Origin of the sequence: Massiliimalia massiliensis (assembly GCF_900155615.1) — a bacterium.
Taxonomy (GTDB): domain Bacteria; phylum Bacillota; class Clostridia; order Oscillospirales; family Ruminococcaceae; genus Massiliimalia; species Massiliimalia massiliensis.
In genome coordinates this window covers 912802-931919 of the sequence record NZ_FUHT01000003.1, presented here as the reverse complement: position 1 = coordinate 931919, position 19118 = coordinate 912802, and the positions used below count along the sequence as shown (strand labels likewise).

22 protein-coding genes are annotated in these 19118 nt (G+C 52.7%); 3 read left to right on the top strand and 19 right to left on the bottom strand.

Annotated elements, in window-relative coordinates:
• Positions 1-89 precede the first annotated feature (89 nt).
• From CZ360_RS08575 to CZ360_RS08565, 3 genes are all read left to right on the top strand, one after another.
• Positions 90-944: a patatin-like phospholipase family protein gene (locus CZ360_RS08575; protein WP_077533728.1), complete on the top strand. Its 855-nt coding sequence runs from the start codon at positions 90-92 to the stop codon at positions 942-944.
• Positions 945-1024: 80 nt separating this feature from the next.
• On the top strand, positions 1025-1888 hold the full coding sequence (locus CZ360_RS08570; RefSeq protein WP_077533727.1) for an NAD(P)/FAD-dependent oxidoreductase: 864 nt from the start codon (positions 1025-1027) through the stop codon (positions 1886-1888).
• Between the two features lie 21 nt (positions 1889-1909).
• The gene (locus CZ360_RS08565) at positions 1910-2587 is read left to right on the top strand and encodes a Crp/Fnr family transcriptional regulator (RefSeq protein WP_077533726.1); all 678 of its coding nucleotides are present in this window, start codon (positions 1910-1912) and stop codon (positions 2585-2587) included.
• Between the two features lie 57 nt (positions 2588-2644).
• On the opposite strand, the gene trxA is transcribed toward CZ360_RS08565, so the two are convergent.
• From trxA to cobM, 19 genes are all read right to left on the bottom strand, one after another.
• Complete coding sequence (gene trxA / locus CZ360_RS08560; protein WP_077533725.1) at positions 2645-2956, bottom strand: thioredoxin; 312 nt, start codon at positions 2954-2956, stop codon at positions 2645-2647.
• An 89-nt stretch (positions 2957-3045) separates the two neighbouring features.
• Positions 3046-3780, bottom strand: coding sequence for a glycoside hydrolase family 25 protein (locus CZ360_RS08555; protein ID WP_205411115.1), 735 nt, complete (start codon positions 3778-3780; stop codon positions 3046-3048).
• The gene (locus CZ360_RS08550; RefSeq protein ID WP_077533724.1) at positions 3777-4448 is read right to left on the bottom strand and encodes a precorrin-8X methylmutase; all 672 of its coding nucleotides are present in this window, start codon (positions 4446-4448) and stop codon (positions 3777-3779) included. Before CZ360_RS08550 ends, CZ360_RS08555 begins: the two co-directional genes overlap by 4 nt.
• On the bottom strand, positions 4445-4963 hold the full coding sequence (locus CZ360_RS08545) for a cob(I)yrinic acid a,c-diamide adenosyltransferase (protein WP_077533723.1): 519 nt from the start codon (positions 4961-4963) through the stop codon (positions 4445-4447). The genes CZ360_RS08550 and CZ360_RS08545 overlap by 4 nt, the downstream gene beginning before the upstream one ends.
• Positions 4960-6438 carry a cobyric acid synthase gene (locus tag CZ360_RS08540; RefSeq protein ID WP_077533722.1) on the bottom strand — a complete coding sequence of 493 codons (1479 nt, stop codon included), beginning with the start codon at positions 6436-6438 and terminating at the stop codon, positions 4960-4962. The genes CZ360_RS08545 and CZ360_RS08540 overlap by 4 nt, the downstream gene beginning before the upstream one ends.
• A gap of 18 nt (positions 6439-6456) precedes the next feature.
• Complete coding sequence (locus CZ360_RS08535) at positions 6457-7494, bottom strand: pyridoxal phosphate-dependent aminotransferase (RefSeq protein ID WP_077533721.1); 1038 nt, start codon at positions 7492-7494, stop codon at positions 6457-6459.
• Complete coding sequence (gene cbiB / locus CZ360_RS08530; RefSeq protein WP_267872680.1) at positions 7491-8477, bottom strand: adenosylcobinamide-phosphate synthase CbiB; 987 nt, start codon at positions 8475-8477, stop codon at positions 7491-7493. Before cbiB ends, CZ360_RS08535 begins: the two co-directional genes overlap by 4 nt.
• Positions 8465-9079, bottom strand: coding sequence for a histidine phosphatase family protein (locus tag CZ360_RS08525; protein ID WP_159438194.1), 615 nt, complete (start codon positions 9077-9079; stop codon positions 8465-8467). The genes cbiB and CZ360_RS08525 overlap by 13 nt, the downstream gene beginning before the upstream one ends.
• Positions 9076-9468, bottom strand: a complete 393-nt coding sequence (locus tag CZ360_RS08520) for a bifunctional adenosylcobinamide kinase/adenosylcobinamide-phosphate guanylyltransferase (protein ID WP_077533719.1) — start codon at positions 9466-9468, stop codon at positions 9076-9078. The genes CZ360_RS08525 and CZ360_RS08520 overlap by 4 nt, the downstream gene beginning before the upstream one ends.
• A gap of 78 nt (positions 9469-9546) precedes the next feature.
• Positions 9547-10326, bottom strand: coding sequence for an adenosylcobinamide-GDP ribazoletransferase (cobS, locus tag CZ360_RS08515; RefSeq protein ID WP_077533718.1), 780 nt, complete (start codon positions 10324-10326; stop codon positions 9547-9549).
• Positions 10323-10850, bottom strand: coding sequence for a bifunctional adenosylcobinamide kinase/adenosylcobinamide-phosphate guanylyltransferase (locus CZ360_RS08510; protein WP_077533717.1), 528 nt, complete (start codon positions 10848-10850; stop codon positions 10323-10325). Before CZ360_RS08510 ends, cobS begins: the two co-directional genes overlap by 4 nt.
• Before the next feature lie 14 nt (positions 10851-10864).
• Positions 10865-11920: a nicotinate-nucleotide--dimethylbenzimidazole phosphoribosyltransferase gene (gene cobT / locus CZ360_RS08505; protein WP_324612705.1), complete on the bottom strand. Its 1056-nt coding sequence runs from the start codon at positions 11918-11920 to the stop codon at positions 10865-10867.
• Entirely contained in the window at positions 11917-13296 is a 1380-nt protein-coding gene (locus CZ360_RS08500) for a cobyrinic acid a,c-diamide synthase CobB (protein ID WP_077533716.1), read from the bottom strand. Before CZ360_RS08500 ends, cobT begins: the two co-directional genes overlap by 4 nt.
• A gap of 23 nt (positions 13297-13319) precedes the next feature.
• Positions 13320-14531, bottom strand: coding sequence for a bifunctional cobalt-precorrin-7 (C(5))-methyltransferase/cobalt-precorrin-6B (C(15))-methyltransferase (locus CZ360_RS08495; protein WP_077533715.1), 1212 nt, complete (start codon positions 14529-14531; stop codon positions 13320-13322).
• Positions 14440-15303: a uroporphyrinogen-III synthase gene (locus tag CZ360_RS08490; protein ID WP_159438193.1), complete on the bottom strand. Its 864-nt coding sequence runs from the start codon at positions 15301-15303 to the stop codon at positions 14440-14442. The genes CZ360_RS08495 and CZ360_RS08490 overlap by 92 nt, the downstream gene beginning before the upstream one ends.
• Before the next feature lie 5 nt (positions 15304-15308).
• The gene (gene cobK, locus CZ360_RS08485) at positions 15309-16529 is read right to left on the bottom strand and encodes a precorrin-6A reductase (protein WP_077533713.1); all 1221 of its coding nucleotides are present in this window, start codon (positions 16527-16529) and stop codon (positions 15309-15311) included.
• A 1-nt stretch (position 16530) separates the two neighbouring features.
• On the bottom strand, positions 16531-17271 hold the full coding sequence (gene cobJ, locus CZ360_RS08480; RefSeq protein WP_077533712.1) for a precorrin-3B C(17)-methyltransferase: 741 nt from the start codon (positions 17269-17271) through the stop codon (positions 16531-16533).
• Positions 17272-17287: 16 nt separating this feature from the next.
• A complete protein-coding gene (locus CZ360_RS08475; protein WP_159438191.1) occupies positions 17288-18301 on the bottom strand; it encodes a cobalt-precorrin 5A hydrolase in 1014 nt (337 codons plus the stop codon).
• 42 nt (positions 18302-18343) lie between these two features.
• The gene (gene cobM / locus CZ360_RS08470) at positions 18344-19105 is read right to left on the bottom strand and encodes a precorrin-4 C(11)-methyltransferase (protein WP_077533710.1); all 762 of its coding nucleotides are present in this window, start codon (positions 19103-19105) and stop codon (positions 18344-18346) included.
• Between the last annotated feature and the right edge of the window lie 13 nt (positions 19106-19118).

The window sequence follows — 19118 nt, the reverse complement described above, 5'->3', positions numbered from 1 at the left end:
GTGACAGTTTTTCAATTGCAGATAAAAAGTTGCGTCTTCCCGCAAAAGAGGATATAATAAAATTATTACAAGCTTAAGGAGGTTAGCAAATGAGCCAAGTTGGACTGGTCCTGGAAGGCGGCGGCCTCCGCGGAGTTTACACCTCCGGCGCGCTGGACGCATTTCTGGATGAGAAGATAAAAATCCCCTATGTGATCGGCGTGTCGGCCGGGGTATGCAACGCGGTTTCCTATTTGTCAAATCAGAAGGGACGAAGTGCCGCGATTAATATTGAGCACTGCAATGACCCGGAATACTACGGGCTAAAAAACCTGATCACCAAAGGATCTATTTTCAGCGAGGATATGCTGTTCCGCAAAATGCCGGAAGAGCTTTACCCATTTGACTACGACGCCTATGAAAACAGCGGGATTCAGTTGTTTGCAGGCGTTACCGACTGTGTCAAAGGAGCTCCTGCTTATTATATGCTGGATGGGTTAAAGGAAAAGATGGACATTGTCAAAGCCTCGAGCTGGCTGCCGTATGTTTCCCCCATGGTAGAATATGACGGAAAAAAATTCCTGGATGGCGGGATTTCCGATCCAATTCCAATCAAAAAATCCATGCAGGACGGCAATGATAGAAACGTCATTATCCTAACTCAGCCAAAAGGATATCAAAAGCAGCCTTCCAAGGCGGCACTGCTCGCAAAGCTGAAATACCGCCGCTACCCAAAGCTGGTTGCGCTTTTGGCTGCGCGCCATCAGCTTTACAATGATACCCTCGCTTACATCGACAGATTGGAAACTGACGGGCAGGCAATTGTACTGCGGCCGAGTGAATCTTTAGGGCTTTCCCGGCTGGAGAAGGATGCCGAAAAGCTGAAGGCAGCCTACCGTTTAGGGTATGCAGATGCCATGGCAAAGGCGGAAGCAATCAAAAAAATGATGCATGCGGAATCCTGAACCGGTTATATTATGTGAGGCCGTCACAGAACAGTTCCCCGAATTCTGTTATCCTGAAAGCAGAAAGGATGGTTAGCAAGATGGCAAATATTGTGATTATCGGCTCCGGCCCTGCCGGAGTGTCCGCTTCCCTTTATACCCAGCGTGCGGGAATTGAAACAACAATTCTTAGTAATGGCGGCGGCGCCTTATCAAAAACCGAAAAAATTGAAAACTATTATGGGTTCGCCCAGCCCATTTCCGGCCCAGAATTGGAGCAGGCCGGGCTGGCAGGCGCCAAGCGGCTAGGCGTCACCGTACTGGAGGAAGAGGTCGTCGGCATCACCTTTGAGGAAAAGCTGACGGTGCTGACAACCGCAAACAAATATCCGGCAGACGGGATTATCCTCGCAACCGGTTCTTCCCGGAAAGCCCCAAAAATCAAGGGACTGACGGAACTGGAGCATAAAGGTGTCAGCTACTGCGCGGTCTGCGATGCATTTTTCCACCGCGGCAAGGACGTCGCCGTGCTGGGAAACGGAGAGTACGCACTGCATGAGGCCCTGGAACTGCTGCCGGTCGTTCATTCTGTAACCCTGTTTACCGATGGGCAGGCGCTCCAGGCAGAGATTCCTGATTCAATCAAGGTCAATACACAGAGGATAGACGAGATCGTGGGTACGGAAGCCGTAGAAGCCGTTCGTACCACAGACGGTGAAATATTCCCTGTCAATGGCGTGTTCATCGCATACGGCATTGCCGGAAGCACCGACCTTGCCAAAAAAATCGGCGCGCTCACAGAGGGCAGCCGGATCATTGTGGATGAAAATATGGCGACCAATATTCCCGGCTTATATGCCGCCGGAGACTGTACCGGGGGATTGCTCCAAATTTCCAAGGCGGTCTACGAAGGCGCAAAGGCTGCGACAGAGCTGATCAAGTTTATCCGGAAACAGCAATCATAGTCTAGAAAAGAGGCATAATCTATGGGTTCTTTTGATTCTATTCCTGTATTGAAACAGTTTTTTCCGTTTTGGGAAAGGCTTAGTCCCGAGCAGCAGCAGCTCTTGCTTCAGAACACCTTCCCGGTGACCTATGAAAAGGAAGAACAGCTTCATCGCGGAGCGCTTGACTGTATCGGCGTGCTTCTGCTGAAAAGCGGGCGAATCAGAAGCTACCTGCTTTCAGAGGACGGGCGGGACATCACCCTTTACCGGCTGGCCGGAGGTGATCTTTGCCTTTTGACCGCTTCCTGTATTCTCAAGGAAATTACCTTTGACGTTTTTGTGGAGGCAGAAACTAAATCAGAGGGCTATCTGATCCCGGCTCCGGTATTCAGCCGGCTGACCCAGGAAAACATCTATGCTCAGGCGTTTGAGTACCAGCTTTTGACAATCCGGTTTTCCGACGTTATGTGGGCGATGCAGCAGATTCTCTTTATGAGCTTTGACAAACGCCTTGCCACCTTCTTGGCCGGTGAGCTTTCCAAAGCAGAGAACGGCATTATCCGGATGACCCATGAGCAGATCGCTAAATATACGGGAAGCGCGCGGGAGGTTGTCACAAGGATGCTCAAATATTTCGCGAACGAGGGAATCGTCTCCCTTTCCCGCGGCGCAGTGCAGATTATCAACCCGGAAAAGCTCTACCGGCTTGCAAAATAAGGCTAAAAAGGCCGCCGCCACAATTTGTGGCGGCGGCCTTTTTAGCCTTAGATTTCCTTACTTTTTGATCATGTCGACAATCGCGCCTTTTGGCTTCACGCCGACAGAGGTATCCACCAACTGCCCGTCACGAAAAACGGCCAGGGTCGGGATGCTCATCACGCGGAATTTCTGCGCAAGTTCCGGTTCATCATCAATATTAATTTTGCAGACCTTGACATTATCTTCCTCGTTCGCTATCTCATCAACGACCGGAGAGAGCATCTTGCAGGGCATGCACCAGCTCGCCCAAAAATCAACCAAAACAGTTTGTTCAGCCTTTAATACTTCCTGTTCAAAATTTTCTTTTGTAATTGTTACAACTGACATTCCAATCGCTCCTTTTCTTTCTTGTTACGTTTATTATAACCATTTTTGCAGGCTCATTCTGTAACCGGGTTACAAAAGCCGGGAAAAATTCAGCAAAATTCTTGTTCCCATTCTTCTGCAGTACCATAAAATACATTTTTGTCGATATATTCCTCTTTTCCCTGATAACCCCTGAGTCTTTCCCTGGAAGAATACTGCCAGAAGGTCCAATGCTCCCGGTCATGCAGCACCGGCCGCTTCCAGATATCCCGAATCCAAATCGGACATTCCTGATAATCTCCCTTCAGATACATTCGATAGGATTTTTCCGTTGCATAAAGAACCGGCTTCATTCCGTAATACGCTTCCAGTTCCCCGACCAGTTCCTTGAGCAGCTTATCCACATCTTCCCTTTCCGGTGGGTTTTGTTCCTTGTCCCCATAAAATTCCACGTCAATCACGGGCGGGAGCATTCCCGGAAGCTTCGGAACAGTACGGATAAAATTTTCCGCCTGGGTTTTCCCACTGCTGTCATAGCTGAAAAAATGATACGCGCCAATCTTTAGGCCGGTTTCGGAAGCCTGCTTCCAGTTTTCCGCAAAACGCTGGTCAGTAAAGCCGCTGCCCTCGGTTGCCTTGATATAGGCAAAGGAAATCCCTTCCTCCGCCAGGACGCCCCAATCAATCTCGCCCTGATAAGAGGATACATCAACCCCATGGATCGGAAACTGTTTCGCCGTCATCCGGTTTGGCTGTATCACTCCAAAATAGAGCATAGCCGGAATCAGGAATATAAGGCACGCAAGGAAAACAAGGGATGTGCAAACAGCGCGTTTTTTCATCATCTACCTCTCCTCTCTCCGGCGGGATGTGCCGTCTCCTGCTCTTCCCGCCCCAGCTGATATAGCATGGCGTTTATAATCGCCGCCGCGACATTGCTTCCGCCCTTTCTTCCCCTTGCTACAATACAAGGAACATCGCTTTTTAGAATCAGCTCTTTCGCTTCTACCACATTGACAAAGCCGACCGGCACGCCAATCACCAGCGCCGGAGAAACGATTTGCTTTTCCATCAGCTCATAGAGCTTAACCAAGGCAGTAGGCGCATTCCCGATGGCAAAGATCAGCGGCCCTTTTAAGGACGACGCCTTTTCCATGCTCACTGCGGCGCGGGTAGTCTGCCGCTTCCTTGCCGTTTCCGCCACATCGCTGTCCGCCATAAAGCACTCTACCCGTCCGGACAAACGTTCCAGCGCTTTTTTATTGATTCCGGCCTTTGCCATGTTTGTATCGGTCACAATAGCAGCGCCCTCCCGCAGTGTCTGGATTCCCTTTTCAGCCGCCCCATGGGTAAAGACTATATTTTTGACATAATCAAAGTCTGCGGTCGTATGAATAACCCGTTTTACAATAGGAAGCTCCCAGTCATGAAAAGAGGTTTCCCCCATCTCAGCCGAAATAATCTCAAAGCTGCGCTGTTCAATTTCCATTGGCAGATGCCGTTCCAATTTCATTCTTCAATTCCCTTCCTCGCCGTAATTCCTTGGTCAAACGGATGCTTTTTCTTAACTATTTCAGAATAATAGTCCGCCGCTTCTATCATATAGGGTTTTGGATCCCTGCCGGTCATCACTAGCTCCAGATGTGCGGGTTTGTTCTTCAGAAACTCCCGGAGCGGTTCTTCGGATAACAGCCCCGTTTGAACCGCAGACAGCACCTCATCCAAGATCAAAAGATCAGTTAGGCCTGCCTGCCTCACTGCTTCCTGAAGCAGGCTGTCCTGCTCGGATTTTACTGTCTGTTTTTCCTTTTCTGTCATCTGGAAGGAGAATTTTGTGCAGCTCCCCCGCCGTACAGTACAGCCCGGAAGCTGTTTCAGAACGCTGATTTCCCCGCTCGTCCTTCCCTTCATAAACTGCAAAAACCAAACGCGCAGCCCATTTCCCTCGGCCCGGACTGCCAGCCCAACCGCAGCGGTTGTCTTTCCTTTCCCATCTCCTGCGTAAAGATGGATTAATCCCTGTTTCATATTCCTTCCTCCATTATATGGTAAAACAGCTCCATGTCAAGCCCGCCGCGAATTCCTTCCGCCAGGAGGTCATACTGCCGTTCCCGGTAAGCGGCCTCATCGATTTCCTGTCCCGGACAATACGATACGCCCTTTTCTTTCAACAAAGCGGTAACCACCGCCTGCGCGATTTCAGGCCGGTCAAAGATCCCGTGGATATAGCTTCCGTACAGATTTCCTCTGTTTGCCCCGCCAATGCTTGTGAGCGGGATAGGAGGCGTATCCCAGCAGGTCTGTCCCATATGGATTTCATACCCGCGAAACGCTTTTCCGCTCAGGGTGCAGAATATTCCTTCCAGCGCCCCGAAGGTTCCCGAAACCTGTCCGCGCACCTTTTCCTGTCCAAAGACAGTCCTGCCCGGGAAGAGGCCCATTCCCCGCAGGGTACCGCCTTCTTCTACCTGCTCCGGATCGCTGAGCGCTTGACCCATCATCTGATAGCCTCCGCAGATTCCAAAGACCGGTCTTCCTGAGGAAGCATATTTGAGTATCTTTGCTTCCAGGCCGTTTTCCCGCATCCATTTCAGGTCGCCCATTGTATTTTTGGTACCTGGCAGCACCACAAGGTCAGGCTCTCCCCATTCCTTTGCCGACGTGATATACCGCACTGACACACCGTCCAACCGTTCGAGCGCATTGAGATCAGTAAAATTAGAGATCCTCGGAAAACGGATCGCAGCAATATCGCAGATTCCATGTCCCTGCTTCTGCTCGAGCCGCTCAGAAAGGCTGTCCTCATCATCTACATCAACCGGCAGATAGGGAATCACCCCCGCTACCGGGATATTTGTCAGATTTTCCAGCATCGACAGCCCTGGTTTCAGGATTTCCGGATCGCCCCGGAACTTATTAATAACCAGACCCTTGATTATCCTCCGCTCATCCGGTTCAAGCAGCGCGGCGGTTCCATAAAGAGAGGCAAATACTCCTCCCCGGTCAATATCCCCCACCAGCAGCACCGGTGCATCCGCCAGCTTTGCCATTCCCATATTGACGATATCATCCTGCTTGAGGTTGATTTCAGCAGGACTCCCTGCCCCTTCAATTACAATGATATCATATTCTTCCGACAAACGCTGATAGGCCCTCATAATATCCGGAATCAGCCTTTTTTTATACCGGAAATAATCCGCGGCCTTCATATTTCCCAGCACCTCGCCGTTGACGATCACCTGTGAACCGACATCGTTGGTCGGCTTGAGCAGAATCGGGTTCATCAGCACGCTGGGTTCTATCCCTGCTGCTTCCGCCTGCATCACCTGCGCACGCCCCATTTCCATTCCCTCCCGGGTGATAAAGGAATTCAGCGCCATGTTCTGGGACTTAAAGGGCGCGACCCGGTAGCCGTCCTGCTTGAGAATCCGGCAGATTCCCGCCGCTACAAAGCTCTTTCCGGCATTTGAGGTCGTTCCCTGTATCATAATTGCTTTTGCCATCTTTGTCCCTGCTTTCTATCATTTGCACTGGGTTAGTGCATCCATTAACTGTATATTTTCCGGATGGTTTTTTACAGCAACCCGGTAATCATATTCATCCAGCCCATGATAATCCCGGCAATCCCGGATCAGGATATGCCGCAGCGCCATTTCTTCCTTAAGGCGGGCAGAGCTGCTGCGGAAAAACAGGTAATTTGCATGAGAACCAGTCACTTTAAGCCCCAGTTTTGTTAGTTCCTGTTTCATCCACTTCCGTTCATTCGTCACAAGCTTTCTGCTTTTCTCCAAAAATTCAGTTTCTTTCAGCGCCGCAATCCCCGCTTTCTGAGCCGGAATCGACACATTCCAGCACGCTCCGGATGCCTCCGCGCCACAAACCAGGGCTTGATCCGCACAGGCCGCCCATCCGAGCCTGAGTCCAGCCATTGCATAGGTTTTGGTAAACGCCCGCAGGATAAACAGGTTCGGAAAATCTGAGATCAGAGGAAGCGCGGAAACAAGGTCATATTCCTCTAAAAATTCCGCAAAGCATTCATCCAGGCAGAGTGTAATTCTCTTTTCCCGGCACGCTTCAGCCAGTCGTTTGATAAAGCGCCTGTCCACATACTGCCCGGTCGGATTGTTCGGATTGCAGAAAAACAGAAGGTCTGCGCCGCAGTCCAACGCTTCCAGCAGGGAATCATCCGGCAAAAAGTCATTCTCCCTCAGCAAAGGCAGAAAAATAATCTCACACCCAGCTCCCCTTAATGCGGTTTCGTATTCTGAAAAGGTAGGACAGGGCAGCAACGCCTTTTTAGGCTTAATTGCCTGTACCAGACGAAAGATCAGATCGGACGCTCCGTTTCCGCAGAGAATCTGATTTTCCGGAATTTCATAATGTTCTGATATTGCTTTTTTTAATTCCCGGCAACGAAAATCAGGATATTCCCCACAGAAATCCACTGCTTTTTTCGCCGCCTCTTTTACCGCCTGCGGCATCCCTAATGGGTTCACGTTAATGGAAAAATCCAACACAATATCTGAATACCCCAGTGTATCCCCACCATGCACCCTCATAGCAGGCCTCCTAACCAAAAATAAAGTCCGCGCCAGCCCAGGGCAAGCAGGAACGCGGCAACGGCTGTCCAAAGCATCAGCCGGTTCGCTCGCCGGATATCCTCTTGACAGACAGGCCGGTCATTATCGCCGATATATGGTTTCTTTAAAAGCCTTCCAAAATAATAAGCGTCTCCTGCCAGACGGATATGCAGTGCGCCGGCACAGACCGATTCCGTCTGCGCGCTGTTCGGACTCGCGTGTGAAAACCTGTCGCGCCGGAAAACAGCGAAAGCATGCTTGGCGTCGAGACCTGCCGGTCCGCTGCAGAGGATCATCAGCCAGGCACAGATGCGCGCGGGCAAAAAATTCATTACATCGTCTGTTTTGGCAGCCGCGCGCCCAAAATTCAGATACCGGTCATTTTTATATCCGACCATAGAATCAAGCGTATTGACCGCCTTATAAAAAAAGCCAAGCGGCGCCCCGCCCAAAGCGAGATAGAAAAGCGGTGCGGCAACGCCGTCCGAGGCGTTTTCCGCTACCGTTTCAACCGCCGCGCGAATTACACCCGCTTCGTCTAAAGACTCTACATCTCTTCCGACAATTTGGGAAACCGCTTCCTTGGCGCCGGAAAGGTTTCCCTGCCGCAGACAGGCATACACCTTCATGCTCTCCCTGCGCAGCGATGTAACTGCAAGGATCTGATAGCACATCACACTTTCCAGAACAAAAAAACACAGCGGATGAATCAGCCAGCCGATCCATAAAAGCAGTCCAGGCACAGCTACCGAACAATATAGGGTCAGCAGAACCAGACAGATACCTGCCGCCCATTCTCCCCTTTCAGCCGCCGGAAACCACCGGCGCAGAACCGATTCCAGCCGCTCGATCAGCCAGCCAATTAACCGTACCGGATGGGGCATCCAGTGAGGGTCTCCCAACAAAAGATCCAGAAAAAAGCCGCATACCAGCGACAGAAACGAATAGCCTAAAAGCTGCACTGTTTTTCCTCCTTCCCGGACAGCCGGACAACCTGGCCGGCAGACCTGGCAGAGTCTGAAAGCAAGAATTCCCATCCATCGCCGCTTGGGCATTGCCAGTCATAAAATCCGGACTCCGGAATCAACGAGGACATCACAGCCATGATCGGGCCGCCGTGGAACAGAAATACTGCAGATCCGCAGTCCTCCTTTTGCAGGGTTTTCACCGTTTTCCAAAACGCGGCAGTCACGCGGAAGGCCATTTCCTCCTTGGTTTCTCCGCCTGGGAAGGGAAGCTCGCCGCCGCTCTCCAAAAAATGCCGATAGGCCGGCTGATCCTTTAATTCTTCATAGGTTTTCCCCTCAAAGCTTCCGAAATCCGTCTCAACCAACCCCTCGCATAAAATCATTTTCTGTCCGGAGTATAAAAGCTCTGCAGTTTCAATACAGCGTTTCATCGGACTAACGATTACGGCCTCTGCCTTTGGATAGCGTCCAGCCTGATAAAAACGGATCAACTCCTGTCTGCCCTCTTCACACAGCGGTTCATCCGTTCTTCTCCCGATATACTGCCGTTTCACGTTTCCGGCTGTTTTCCCATGCCGGATCAAACAGATTCTCACAGCAATTCTCCCTTCAGCACCATTCCCAGTCCGCATTGAACGCGGATAACCGCTTCGGCCTGTTTTGCCAACAGGCAGCAAACCCGCCCGACTGCTTCCCGAAAGTCCCGTTCTTCCTGTAAAACCGGTACAACGCCGCAGCCGACCTCCCGGCAGAGGAGAACAATATCAGGATTATCCCGGCAAAGGACTTCCAGCCATGCACAGGGATCCATATTTCTGTCTAATAGCCTGCGTACCAGCAATTCCAGATGTTCCAGCGCGGCAATGCCGTCTCTCTGCTCAAGCGGCAATACCGCCCCGTCCAAAACCTGATCCGCTCTCAAACAGAACGCTTTGCAGGCATATTCCTTTTTTCCCTGCGCCATTCCGCCAATTATCAGTTTCATTGCTATGATCATTCCTTTCTTGGAATTGTACGGTTTTGACATAGCCAAATGAGCGGCGATGGCTCCGCCGCCAAGGAATCAAACCGCTAACCGCTCAACGCCCTGGGCAACAACCACGCCCAGTAATACAACCCATTCGCACAGCGTCAGAAAATAGCCCGCCAAATCCCCGCTGACACCGCCAAATTGCCGTTTGGCCATCCAGTAATAAAAAAACAGCAGTAAAAACACCAAAACAGCGACGCATACCGCCGCGATCCAGTCAAAAAGAACCATCCCAGCCAGAGAAAGCAGAATAAACAAAACGGAGGAAAGCCTGACAGCCTGTTTCTGCGCCGCGTCAGAAAAGCTGCGGAGCAATCCGCTGTTTTTAGAAGGCGGAAATGAGACCGAGCTCCAGCCGCTGAGCGCACGCGACAGGACAAAACCACACCATAACACCCCCATGGAGGAAACGGTAAAACGGTATTCTTCCCATAAGCCGGCGGTCAGCAGCAAATAAATCCCGACTGCAATCACTGCAAAGGCGCCGACATGGGAATCTTTCAGAATTTCCAGCTTTCTCTCCGGCGGTTGACGGGAAGCGAGTGCGTCCGAAGTATCGCAGAAGCCGTCAAGATGGATTCCGCCAGTCAGCAGTATCGGAACCGAAACTGCTACCACTGCGGTCAGCAGTCCGCCTAATTCCAGCAAATGGCTCAGCCAGAGCCACAGGGACAGCGCCCCGCCGACCACCAGCCCGATCAGAGGAAAAAAGCAGAAGGCATACCGCATATTCTTTTCTTCCCATTTTACATCTGGTATCGGCAGAACAGAATACATTGCAAACGCTATTTTAAAGGATTCCCATAGTCTCATAGCTCTTTCCCTTCTTCACATATGACCGGAATGCCGCAGACGACCTCAACTACTTCGTCCGCAATCCCGGCCAGCTTTTGATTTAGTTTCCCCAACAGCCGGAGATACTCCATCACAGAGGAATCATAGGCCGTCCCGTCAGAAAACAGCTCGTTGGTCACGACAATCAGATCCTCCGTCCGGCTGAGCAAACTTCCGATCCCGGAAAAAATTGTTTCTTCCGCCCTCTCCCTGCCAGCCCCCGCCGATGAAAAGAATTCATTTGCCGCAAGGTTGGAAAGGCATTCCAAAAGTACTGTGCTTTTTTCCGGCAGTCCCACTGACCGGATGTCTACTGGGCATTCGATTGTCAAAAAGCCCTTCTCCGCCCGCAGCCTTCGATGGCGGTGAATCCGCCTCTGCGCCTCTGCTCCAAACGGTTCCATGGTTGCAAGATAAACGCGCGGCGCTGCAGCCTGCATCGCGCGCTGTTCCGCGTATTCTGATTTTCCGCTGGCCGCCCCGCCTGTCACCAATAGAAACATCTGCCCCGCTCCTTCTATGTTAAAGGCTGATACGCCTCGATTTCAATCTCCTCAAAGGTGCTCATCCTGCGGTAAACCGCAAGTGACATATCCAAAACCGGCAGGGCGGCAACTGCTCCCGTACCCTCGCCCAGTCTCATCCCTGCGTCCAGGAATGGAGAAAGGCCCAGTTCTTCCATGATTATTCTGCTTGCCGGCTCTCCCGACTGATGGGAAGCCAACAGGTATTCCCCAGCCGCCGGGCAAAGCCGAACCGCGCATAAGGCGGCGGTAGCTGAGATGAATCCGTCAATCACAGCAGGAATTTTCAATGCCGCGCATCCTAAAAAGGCTCCGGTTAATCCCGCAAGATCTAAGCCACCTACCTTTGCCAGCACGCCGACGACATCCTCCGGGTCAGGCCGATGCAGCTCCAGCGCCTGCCGGATCGCAGTCTGCTTTTTCACAAGCCCCGCTGAAGACAGTCCGGCTCCTCGTCCGGTCATCTCCCGGACTGAAAGTCCAGTCAATGCAGACGCTACCGCACTGCTGGTGGTAGTATTGCCGATTCCCATTTCTCCTGTAGCAATCAGTTGATATCCTTCCTCGGAAAGTCTTCTTACCATCTCAATCCCGGCTTCCACTGCCCGGACGGCCTCCTGCCGGCTCATTGCAGGTTCCCTGGCAATATTGCCGGTTCCATACCGGGGCTTGAGAGAAATCATGCCGGGAACATCTGCATTCATCCCAATATCCACCGGTATGATATCGGCGCCTGCCAGCCCGGCCATGATGCAAACGCTGGTGTCGCCCGATAAAAAATTCCCGGCAACAACCGCGGTAACGCTGCTGTCACACTGAGTTACGCCCTCGCAAACCACACCGTTATCCGCGCAGAAAATCAGCACTGCTCTTTTGTCAATCCGACAGTCCGCCGTGCCCTGTACGGAAGAAATCCGAACCACGGCTTCCTCTAACAGCCCCAAGCTTCCCAGCGGCTTTGCGATGCTGTCCCATCTTTTTTTTGAAAGCTCCCCGCTCCTTTGATCAGCCGGCTGAATCCGCTGAAGCGTTTCCTGCAATGAAATCATTCTTGTTCCTTCCTTTTCCGAAAATGTACACATTTCCTCAAAAACCGTTGTACCGCAGATGGATTAGAGACAAAGGAAAGATGCGGAAATCCCGCATATAGAGTCTGCGTTGTATGAACGCATTCCCAGGATGTGTCCCGCACCGGTTTTACCGCTAAAAAGCTGTTCCCGCAGTCGCTGCAGTCCCAATAGTGAAATTCATGTCCCCGAATCTGCTCTCCCTCCCGGCACAGCAGGTTATCTTTCTGTGCAGTCAGGGAGACGTATCCAAAGCGTCCCAGCCGATGGGTTCCAAAACCCCTGGCCGAAATTGCCCCCACCATTGGAAGCGAAATTCCCTGCGCGTCTTCCAGCTCTTCACAGAGATACAGAAAGCCACCGCATTCCGCAATGCAGGGCATCCCATCGTTGACAGCCGCCAAAATGCTTTCCCGCATAGTATGGTTCTCCGAGAGCGTTTGTGCAAACAGCTCCGGATATCCGCCGCCCAGCAGCAGGCCGTCCGCTTCGGGCGGGAGAATACGGTCGCGCAGAGGAGAAAAATACCGCAATTCCGCGCCGCCGGCGGCAAGCAGGTCAAGATTATCCTGATAATAAAAAGAAAAGGCTTCATCCCTTGCAACAGCAATCACCGGACGTCCTGCAGCCGGCTTTAGGGATACCGGCTGCGTCTCGACAGGCGGCGCCGTATCCCCCAGACGGAGAAGCCCATCCAGGTCAATGCTTTTCTCCGCCTGCGCCGCAAGCGTTTGCAGCTTCTGGCCGATGCCCTCCATTTCACCTGCCTGTACCAGGCCCAGATAACGGCTCTCAAAGCTGCAGTTCTCCATTGGCGGCAGAAAGCCGTAAACCTTCACCGGGAGGTTCGACTCAATCAGTGCTTTCATCTCGGAATACCGGGAAGCGGACAAACGGTTCAGGATCACGCCTGCAATCGCCGAATCATCCCGGAATGACAGAAAACCGAACAGGAGTGCAAGAATCGAAACGCTCGCTTTCTTGCAGTCTACCACCAGCACAACCGGCGTCTTGGTCAGCCGCGCCACTTCGTAAGCGCTCGCCTTGGTCGTAGTACCGGCAATCCCGTCATAATATCCCATTGCTCCCTCCAGCACAGAAATCCTGCGCCCGGAGGAATGACGAAGCAGTGAACTGGCTAGCTGTTCCCGGTTCATGAAAAAGGAATCAAGCTGATAGCTCGGCGTGCCGATTGCCCGGCTGTGGAACATCGGATCGATAAAATCCGGCCCGCATTTAAAAGAAGCCGCCGGGATTCCACGATTCACAAAGGCCTGCAGCACTGCGCAGGCAAGGGTAGTCTTGCCGTTCCCGCTTGCCGGAGCAGTAAGCAAAAAGCGCGGAGAGGATAACCGCATGCCCAAACACATCCTTTCTTTAATCACCGTTCCCAATCCGCACTGATTACAAATACCGGGTTTTGCGCACTCATCATATGGTAACGCCCTCTTTTTTCCAAAGGCGTTACCGCAATTTGCACAGCCTCAATTTCCTGAAAGCCCAGTTTTTCCAGAACAGAAAGAGTATGGGAAAGAGTTTCTACTGTCACAGCGTTAGCCACCACACGGAACGAACCAGAGCGGTCGACCAGCCGCGTTAATATTTCTTCCGTCTGTCCGGAGGTTCCTCCAAGAAATACACGATCAGGCGCCGGCAATCCTTCCAGCGCCTCCGGCGCTTTCCCGGCAACCACCGTTATATTTTCACAGCCAAATTTCAGCTTGTTTTTCTCAATCAGCTCCAGTGCCGTATCCCGGCATTCCACCGCATAAACTGCGCCGTTCTCCGCCTGGAGCGCCGCCTCTACCGATACAGAGCCGGTTCCCGCGCCGATGTCATAAACAATATCCCCTGGGCGCAACCGAAGCCTCGACAGGGTAACGCTCCGTACCTCGCTTTTGGTCATCGGCACATTCCCGCGTTCAAACAGGCGGTCGGGCAGGCCCGGCGTTACTACGGAGGGGTGAAAGTCCTTCTGTTCGATCAGCATGACCGAAAGCGAAGCCGTCTCAAGGCTGCAAAATTCCTCTGCCCGTCCGCGAAAAATTCGCTCCTCCGCAGAAGAAAGGTTTTCACCGATCCGTACGAAAGCATCACCGCATCCATATTGCGCCAAACGCCTGCACACACTCGAAACAGTTTGCTCGCCGCCGGTCAGCAGAAAAATCTCAGGATACCGGCGAAGAGCTGAAATCAGGTTTTCCCGTCTGCCATGAAGGCTGATCAGACGAACCGTTTCCCACGCCTTTTTCTCTTTGGCGCAAAAATACTGCAATGAGCTCAGGCCGGGGATTCCAATGATATTGTCTTCCGGGAAAGCTTCTACAATCCGCTTTGCACCACTGTAAAACCCAATATCCCCAGACAGCAGGACAGCAGCTACCTTCGTCTCAGGCAGGCCGGACAGAGCCGCTTTGATCTCCTGAGGCTGATACACCGCAACAGCTTGTTTTCCCGCCGGCGCGATTGAATCAAGAAGCCGTTTGGCGCCAAACAGAATGTCACTTTCTGCTATTGCGCTGTTCGCCGCTCCGGTCAGACCGGACAGATTTCCCATCCCCGCTCCTACCAGATAAATGGTTCTCTTTCTCATCCGCCGCTCCTCCTATAGACATGATTGCCGCTATTATTGCCGGACAGGTATATTTCCCCGGCAATACTGCACAAAGCCCCATTTGTTTTGCCTTTTTCTGCACAGCCTCCGAGAGGCAGAGAATCACAGCGTGTTCCCTCTGCTGCGCGCTGATTTCCTGTGCCAGCCGGTCAAGGTTCACCGGATTATCCGTCACGATAACCACCCTTTTCCAAATTTCCGGCAGACGTTCGCCGCTCCAAACTGTCTGAAACAAGGGCACACAGTCATAAGCGACTCCGGCAGCCGAGAGCTTCTGAAGGCACCGTTCATCGGCCAGCCTTCCGTATGGGATCAGCAGGCGCTCCTTTGGACACACTGCCTGCAGCAGCCGTTCTGAAAATCGCTTATCTTCCTTTCCAACAGCACAGGCCGGGAACAGGCCGCGCTTAACAAGCGACTGTTCCGCGCCCCGGCTGGCCGCAGCCAGTTTCAGGTGTCCCAGTCCCCGGACATCAATTTTCCGGCAGGCGAGCATAGAAAAAAAGGTTTCTGTCTCCTCACTCCCAAAAAAGAGCGCCCAGTCATACTGTTTGATCTGGCAGACCGCCTGCCATAACAAGGTATTATGCTTGATCGGTTTCGTCTCGGTCAGAGAAAGTCGTATTGACGGAATCTGACGAGCAGACAGTTCTTTGCCGAGCCTCGGAAAACGATCCGGTTCCAAGAGCAGCAGCACTTGAAGCTCCGGGGATTCCGTCCGGATTTGACTGGGCTGTTTGATTGGCTTCAAGGCATTCACCTTTCCCTTTCCTTCCAAAGCCGGGCAGTCCTGCGGAAATAATCCGCTGCCCGTTTTACCTGATGATGGCCTTTTCCTCCCGCACAGACCGAGACGACCAATGGTTCTTCTACAATTACAGCGGGAAAATAAAAATCGCATTCTTCTTTGCTGTCCGCGCGGTTTACCGGAATCTTCCGCTTTCGGCAGTAGGATACGATCTCATGGTTGAGCTGCGGATCGTCTGTAGCCGCTAGCACATAATCCATCCCATTACATTCCGATACCTCAAACGCCGACTCCTGCCATTCCTCCGCAAGCTCCCTGATTTCCTCCGGGACAGCCAAGGCACGGACAATCAGCCGGCAGGAAAACCGGCTGAGCGTTTTGATTCTCCGGCATGCAATCCTGCCGGCCCCGACGATCAGCACCCGCTGATTCCTGACAGGGAGGTAAAACGGAAAGTAATCCTGTTTCTCCTCTCTGCACGGTTCCTCGATTCCAAACCGCGCCAGCAGTTCAGGAAGGGAATAGCCTTCCTCCTGCTCCGGCCGCCCAATCACCAGCACAGTCACGCCGAGTTCCTTCGCGGCCTGCAGCTTTTCCGAAAAGCCGCCGGCCTTCCCGGAAGATTTTGTAACCAGATAAGCGGCTTCTGTCTGAGACAGCATCGCCCGGTTCATCTCCCTGGAAAAAGGTCCCTGCATTGCAAAAATGTGTTTCCCGGTTAATCCGCATTCCGTACAGGCACGGATTGATTCTTCAAAGGGCAGTACCCTCGCATAAAACCGTTCTGCAAAATCAGGCAGCACAGAAAAAAGCTTCAGTTCCTTCGTCCCGGTTGTAAGAAAAACCGCGCCGCTGGTTCCCGCCAGATATTCTGCCGCTTCCCGGGACGAGGAAAGATAAACGGCATCCTCCGCCGCTTCCTCCTCCCGTACCAAACGGTAATAAGGCACGCCGGCTTTCAGACAGGCATTCCTGATATTCCGGGTTGCCTCCTGCGCATAAGGATGGGTCGCATCAATTACAGCTTCAAACGGTTCATCCAGCAGGCGATCCGTCATCTGCTGTTCTGTCATCCGATGAGGCCATACGGTCAGCCCGTCCGATTCCGGGAAAAGCTGCGCGCCATATTCTGTCGCAGTACTGGCCACCACCTCAAAGCCATGGCGGCACAGGGCCTGCGCGAGCTCGCGTCCCTCTGTCGTCCCGGCAAATACAAGCAGCTTCGCCATCCTAACTTTCCTTTCCGATCCGGTAGCCTCTGGGCGTTACCATAAATTCACCGATCTGCTTGGTTTTTGAATTTCCGATAAATACTGTCGTAAACATATCCACTTCTGTATCCTGTAATTCGGAAAGGAGCAGAATTCGTTTTGATTCCCCATCCCTTCCGATTTGCCGGACAATTCCGCACACCGTATTTCCCGAACGCCGGGAAAGGATGATTTCACAGGCGCGCTTCAAATAGTCCTTCCGTTTTTTGCTTGACGGATTATATAAACAGATGGAAAAGTCCGCCTCCGCAGCACACAAAAGCCGTTTTTCAATCAACTCCCACGGTGTAAGCAGATCGCTCAGGCTGATCACCGCGAAATCATGCATCAAAGGCGCGCCCAGCACAGCGGCGCCGGAACAGGCCGCCGTCACCCCGCTGATCACCCGCACCTCAAGCGGCGGGTATTCCTCCGAAAGCTCCAGCGCAAGCCCTGCCATACCATAAACCCCAGCGTCCCCACTGCAAACCAGTGAAACCGTATATCCGGAAAGTGCTTCTTCTATCGCCATTCTGCACCTTTTTTCCTCCTGGCGCATCGGGGTGTCCAAATACCGTTTTCCCGGAAAATCAGCGCGGATCTGATCGAGATATACCGGATATCCTACAATCACCTCACTGCGATCCAACGCCTCGTAAGCTTCTTCGGTCATGCCGGCACGTCCGCCCGGGCCGAGCCCTACAATCAATAATTCTCCCATCCAAACATCCTATCTCTTAAAAAGTTAGCTGAAAATTTCTTGTTGCCGCGGCGATTGTCACGCCGTTTTCCACCGTTTTAGATAGAATCAGCCGACCGCCGCTTCCCAGTATCGCCGCCCGTTCACAGACGTTATCCACTCCAACCGTTTTCTGCACAAACGCGGATGGCCGGAATTCTCCCGGCGCGCTGCTGAGCTCGTCCGCCGTATAGCAGCAAAAGGGGAGACGGTATTTCCGGCAAAAGGCCAAGATTGCCGGTTCCTCCTTTTTCCGATCAATCGAGCATACCTGCTCTACCGCCGCTAGCGGAATATTCTCCTGCTCCAGCCTTTGACATATGGCCTGCTCCAGCAGTTCCTCCGCGATCCCTTTCCGGCAGCCGATTCCAATCGTGACGGTTCGGGGTACGCACAACAGGGTAACCGCAAAGGGATGTCTGATTTTAGCTGACACGCAGAGACCCAGCGCCCCTGCTTTTTTCTCTGTAAGCTGTGCGGGCAGATTGCCGGTATAGGGGAAATCCGAATCAAATCCAATCTCTCTCCCAGAGAGCACCGCAGATGAAACCGCCCGGATCGCCTTCGGCGTAATAATGGAAAGCCCCTGTTCCTTTGCCCAGACGTCGACAGCGAACATTCCGTTAATATCAGTGGCCGTCGTGATCACAGCCTGGGCCGCAATCAAATCCGCAAGCGTTTTTGCCAGACGGTTAGCGCCGCCGAGATGGCCGGACAGTACCGGCACCGCATATTCCCCTCGCTCGTCCAGCACAACCACCGCCGGATCGGTTAACTTTGACTCCACGTAAGGCGCAACCGCGCGCACTGCAATTCCGCACGCACCGACAAAAAGAAGCCCGTCATATTCTGCAAACCCTTTCTGTGCAAACCGGTCTATATCCGGCACGGCAAGCCTTTCCTCTGTGCCGCCTATCTGATAACAATCCAGCGTATCCTCCTGCAGCAGACTGGAAATCCGCTCCAGGAGCGCTTTTCCTTTTCCCGTAAAAGCAATCCCAGCCAGTTTCATGATTCTACCTGTTGCCCTGCTGCCGCACAGCATCCTTTCCGCCTAGTTTCCGTTTTCCGCCTTTCGGAATTCATGGGAGAATCCGGGGTCATAAAGCTTTGATCTCTGATACTCGTCTCCCAGAAAACGCCCGACCAAAACGAGCGCCGTTTTGCTGATTTTATTCTCTTTCGCCGTCTGAAGCAGGGTTCCCACCGTACAGCGGCAGACCTTTTCGTCCGGCCAGCTCGCTTTATAGACAAGCGCCGCCGGGGTATCCTCCGAGTATCCTCCCCGGAGCAGCTGCACGCTCAAATCTTCCAGCAGTCCCGTGCTCAAAAACAGTACCATCGTCGCCTGGTGTTCTGCCAGCCGGGCTATTTCTTCCCGGTCCGGGACTGGAGTTCTCCCGGCCATCCGGCTGATGATCACAGTCTGCGAAACGTCCGGCAGGGTGTATTCAGCCTTAACCGCCGCGGCCGCGCCGCAGAAGGAGCTGACCCCCGGCACAATTTCATAGCTGATTCCCAATTCCTCCAAAAGATCCATCTGCTCGCGGATCGCCCCATAAAGACAAGGGTCTCCGGTATGCAGCCGTACTGTCAGCTTTTCCTCCTGTTCCGCCTGCCTCATAACTTCAACGACCTCTTCGAGCGTCATAACGGCGCTGTTATAAATTTCGCAGCTAGTTTTAGCTGTTGTCAAAAGCTCTGGGTTTACCAGTGATCCCGCATAAATTATCACATCAGCCCGGCGCAGCAGCCGGTCTCCCCGTACCGTAATTAAGTCCGGCGCTCCGCAGCCCGCACCCACAAAATAAACCATCTTGCCACCCATC